At 66.4% G+C, this 4,244-nt stretch carries 5 protein-coding genes and 1 pseudogene; 3 read left to right on the forward strand and 3 right to left on the reverse strand.

What is annotated here, in order from left to right:
• Both A5652_RS23670 and A5652_RS23675 read left to right on the forward strand, forming a co-directional pair.
• On the forward strand, nt 1-664 hold a 664-nt coding region (locus tag A5652_RS23670), incomplete at its 5' end, for an acyl-CoA dehydrogenase family protein (RefSeq protein WP_255361864.1).
• 51 nt (nt 665-715) lie between these two features.
• Nucleotides 716-1,933, forward strand: a complete 1,218-nt coding sequence (locus A5652_RS23675) for a GNAT family N-acetyltransferase (RefSeq protein WP_067357676.1) — start codon at nt 716-718, stop codon at nt 1,931-1,933.
• Nucleotides 1,934-1,963: 30 nt separating this feature from the next.
• Here A5652_RS23675 and A5652_RS23680 read toward each other — a convergent pair whose 3' ends face one another.
• On the reverse strand, nt 1,964-2,947 hold the full coding sequence (locus tag A5652_RS23680) for an alpha/beta fold hydrolase (protein WP_082984048.1): 984 nt from the start codon (nt 2,945-2,947) through the stop codon (nt 1,964-1,966).
• 104 nt (nt 2,948-3,051) lie between these two features.
• Between A5652_RS23680 and A5652_RS23685 the strand changes: the two genes are divergently transcribed.
• Complete coding sequence (locus tag A5652_RS23685; RefSeq protein WP_067357684.1) at nt 3,052-3,720, forward strand: DUF998 domain-containing protein; 669 nt, start codon at nt 3,052-3,054, stop codon at nt 3,718-3,720.
• Here the strand turns inward: A5652_RS23685 and A5652_RS29290 are convergent.
• Nucleotides 3,665-3,808, reverse strand: a pseudogene (locus A5652_RS29290) (ABC transporter permease); the annotation flags it as partial. The gene A5652_RS23685 and the pseudogene A5652_RS29290 sit on opposite strands and share 56 nt — an antisense overlap.
• Nucleotides 3,809-3,900: 92 nt before the next feature.
• Nucleotides 3,901-4,182 (reverse strand): hypothetical protein, encoded by a 282-nt coding sequence (locus A5652_RS23690; protein WP_067357681.1) that lies wholly within the window; start codon nt 4,180-4,182, stop codon nt 3,901-3,903.
• Between the last annotated feature and the right edge of the window lie 62 nt (nt 4,183-4,244).

The raw sequence follows: 4,244 nt of genomic DNA on the forward strand, positions 1-4,244 counted from the left end.
CCGCGGCCAGGCCAGCTTCGTCATCGGGCCGGACACCAAAGGCCTGGCGCAGGGCCAGAAGTTCAAGAAGCACGGGATCCGTGCGTCGCACACCGCCGAGGTGGTGCTCGACAACGTCCGCCTGCCCGAGGACGCCATCCTCGGCGGCCGGGAGAAGTTCGAGGCGCGGATCGCCCGGGTGAAGTCCGGTGCCTCCACGGGTGGCCAGGCGGCCATGAAGACCTTCGAGCGCACCCGGCCCACGGTCGGGGCGATGGCGGTCGGCGTGGCGCGGGCCGCTTACGAGTACGCGCTTGACTATGCCTGCCAGCGTGAGCAATTCGGTCGCAAGATCGGTGAATTCCAAGCGGTGGCGTTCAAGCTGGCAGACATGAAGAGCCGCATCGACGCGGCCCGCCTGCTGGTGTGGCGGGCCGGCTGGATGGCGCGCAACAACCAGAACTTCGACTCTGCGGAGGGCTCGATGGCCAAGCTGGTCGCGAGCGAGGCCGCGGTCTACGTCACCGACGAGGCCATCCAGATCCTGGGCGGCAACGGCTATACCCGCGACTACCCGGTGGAGCGTATGCACCGCGACGCGAAGATCTTCACCATCTTCGAGGGCACCAGTGAGATCCAGCGGTTGGTGATTTCGCGAGCGGTGACCGGCCTGCCCATCCGTTAGCGGGCGCGCCAATGGGGTGACCCCACGAGCCGGGCACGACATGATGGCGGAATGACCGCCGAGATCCGGGCCTTGGACACCGACGACGACCTCGTCGCCGCAGCTCAATTGTTCCGCACCGCGATGGTGGGTTTGCCGCCCATGCAGAACCTGCCGCCCGGCCAGATCACCAAGCTGTTCGAGCCCGGCCGCACCGCCGGGGCATTCGTCGACGGACAACTCGTCGGCACCGCGGACGCCGTGACGAGCACCCTGACTCTTCCGGGCGGAGCCACCGTCGGCCACGCCGCCGTGACCCACATCGGAGTGTTGCCGTCGTTCACCCGACGGGGCGTCGCCACCGAATTGATCCACTACCAGCTCCGCGACATCGCGGCGCGTGGCGAGGTCGTCGCGTCGCTGCGGGCGTCGGAGGCCACCATCTATGAGCGGTACGGCTACGGGGTAGCGAGTTGCGCCCAGAGCATCGAGGTTACGAAGGCGCGGGCGGCGTTTCGCCCCGAGGTCGGCCAGGGTGGACCGGTGCGGTTGCTCGGCGCCGTCGAAGTCTGGGACATTTTGCCCCGGGTCTATGACGCCAATCGCCCGTCCCGTCCCGGAACCATTGACCGCCCTGGGGTGTGGTGGGAGGGCGCGCGGCGCCGAGCCGAATCCTCCTCGGGGGCGTGGTATGTCGCCGTGCATGGTGAACCGGGCGCCGAGACGGGCTTCGCCCGCTACCGGCCGATCGGCACCGAGGATTGGTTCGTCAGCGACCAGCGCACCATCGTGGTCGAGGATTTGTTCGCGCCGACCGCTGCCGCCTATTTAGGGTTGCTTCGTTTCCTGCTCAGCCTGGATCTTGTTCACCGAGTGGTTTTTTGGATGCTGCCCATCGACGACGCACTCCCCTGGTTGTTCGTCGATCGTCGGGCCGCGAAGGTCACTGCGGTGTACGACGAAACGTGGCTGCGCATCATCGATGCGAAGCGTGCGCTGACGTCGCGATCCTATCGCGGCGGCGAACGAGTCACGCTCGGAGTGAATGACCCACTGCTGCCGCGCAATTCGGCGAACTTCACGATCACCGGCGCCGGCGCCGAACCGACAACCCGCCGCGCCGACGTCCGCGTCGGAATCGAGGGGCTTGGTGCCGCGCTGCTCGGCGGCACGAGCTGGCGCAGCCTTGCCGCCGCAGGCCTGGCTCGCGCTGACGATCCGCTGGCGTTGGACGTGGCCGATGAACTGTTCGCGGTGCCCCAAGCACCGCATGCCGGGACGTTCTTCTGAACGGAGCCGGCACCCGGCTCCGTTGTGAGATCACCGGGTCGTTTCCGACCTTTGCATCACCAGGCGTACACCGGCGACGACCAAGTCGGGCTGGTGAATCTGGATGAAGTGGTCGCTGCCGGTCGCGATCAGGTGCGGTGTCTGCGGGCGCAGCGCGATCAGATCCGCGGAAGCCTCTCGCCACGCCTGCTCCAGTTTCCCGCTCTGCTCGGGCGTGACGGTGCCGGGAACCGCGAACGGTTCGGTCCTGGTGAGCACGACGGTCGGGACGGGCGGTAATGCAGGGGCCGCGGCGACCTGGGCGACGCTCTTGTCGATGTCGATTTCCTCAAACGACGGCGCATCCGCGAACTGGGGCAACGGGTGGTCCAGCGCCTGGCGGTAGGTCGGCCAGTCCGATCCCATCAAGTCCGGTATCTCGACCGGAAAGGCATCGACGAACGCCAGCGCCCTCACCTGGTCGGGATAGGTCTGGGCGTACAGCCGAATGAACAACCCGCCCAGCGAGTGACCGACCAGCACGTACGGGCCCGGAAGACGGGCGGCGGCGAGTAGCGCATGCAGATCCTGAACAACCTCTTGCGCGCTCCGCGGCATCGCCACCGGCGAACTGCGCTCGGTGATGCTGGGTGGATCGGGATAGCGCAGGGTGCCGGGGCGGTCGTAGGCGCAGACGCGGTGGTCTGCGGCCAGCGACGGCAGCACGGCCGGGCCCGTCGCCGGCGCGGCGGCGTCGGACTGGTTCCAAGGATCCGACGAGTTGTGATATCCAGACTCCAAAATGACTGTGGGCCCGCCCTTTCCAAGGCATTTGAGATACAGGTGCCGGCCGTTGCCGATGTCGATCGGGCCCGCGAACTCACCGCCTGCGGCCGGTGCGCCAGAGTTGTGCGCCGGTCCGGCGCATCCCACGAGCGCGAGCAACAGCGCGACAGCCGACAGACACCGACGAACACCCGCAGCGGCACGCGACGGACACCCCGCGATTTTCAAGATCTCCCGCTCTGCACGCATCGCGTTATTGTGCGGGTAAGCCGCCCCCGCGTGAAAGCATGGCGGAAACCACACCGAGCAGCGGCCGGTCCTTTGTCCGGCCCCGCGGGGAGGAGCGGCTCAACTTGGCCAGCACACGCGCAGCGCCCCTCTGGGTCGTCGCAGCCGTTGGTTACCTGGTCCTCGAGGCGTTTGCCGCGGCGGGTTTCGAGCCCGCCTACAGCTATGCCCGCGACTACATCAGCGACCTCGGCCTCCCCAGCGGCAGGCCGGTTCGCGGCCGGACGGTCTACTCACCACGGGGGTACCTGATACATGCGGCGTTCTACCTGCAGGGCATTCTGTTTCTGCTCGGAGCGTCGCTGATCCTGGGTGTGCCCGACAACCGAAGGGCCCGGGTGTTTTTGGGTGCCGTCGCCGGGAATGCGGTCGGCAACGTCGTGATCGGTACAGTGCACAGCGGCACGGTGCACGTCGACGGCGCTGCGCTGGCGATTCTTGGGGGCAACGCCGCCATCTTGACGGGACCCGATGCGATCCGGACGCTCGCCGAGTGGCGCTGGTATCGTCTGGTCTCCAAAGCGCTTGCGGCCCTGGGTTTTTCTTCCATCGCCATGCTGATGGTCAATTCGACGACGATGAAGACGGTGCTGCTGCCCGACGGCGCATGGGAACGCGCAAGCGTGTACACGATCATTGCCTGGCAACTACTCACCGCCGCTTGTCTGATGACGCGGACTAGCCGCGGCGCCGCAGGATCCGGGTCTCCACTGCGCCCAAGGCCCCGTCGGTGAGCTTGCCCAAGCCGGCCAACAGCACGATGGCCAACAGCAACACGTCGGTGCGGCCGGTGTTTTGACTATCGAGGAGCAGGAACCTGAGCCTACGGTCACGCCGGTCGTCGCGAAATTCCGCCACGCGGTTGATGATTGCGTACAGCCGGTCCCCTTCGAGACCGGCTGCGCGCAGCGCCGTCAGCCGTGCGGCGCCTCGGAGATCTTGGTGTCGGGCTTGCCCAGTGTCTGGCAGTACGTCATCGCCGAGAGCCGCGTTGCCGAGATCTCCACATTGCTCGGATCGGCTCCGTTCTTGTCCTTGAGCATCTTGCTGACTTCGTCGTTCTGCTTCTTCTCGTCCTGCGTGGTGAAATCTTTGCACTTCGTGTCGCCACCGGTGTTGATGACCTGTGAGGCCGAACACGCGCTGGACAGCAAGACGGAGATCGCGATCGTGGCTGCCGCAATGTACTTCATCATTTGCCTTCCTGGGTGCGAGTAGTGGTATCAGTACACCAAATCGCCTGATTTCAAACCCCGCA

The sequence above is a fragment of the Mycobacterium sp. 1165178.9 genome (assembly GCF_001673555.1).
Classification (GTDB): domain Bacteria; phylum Actinomycetota; class Actinomycetes; order Mycobacteriales; family Mycobacteriaceae; genus Mycobacterium.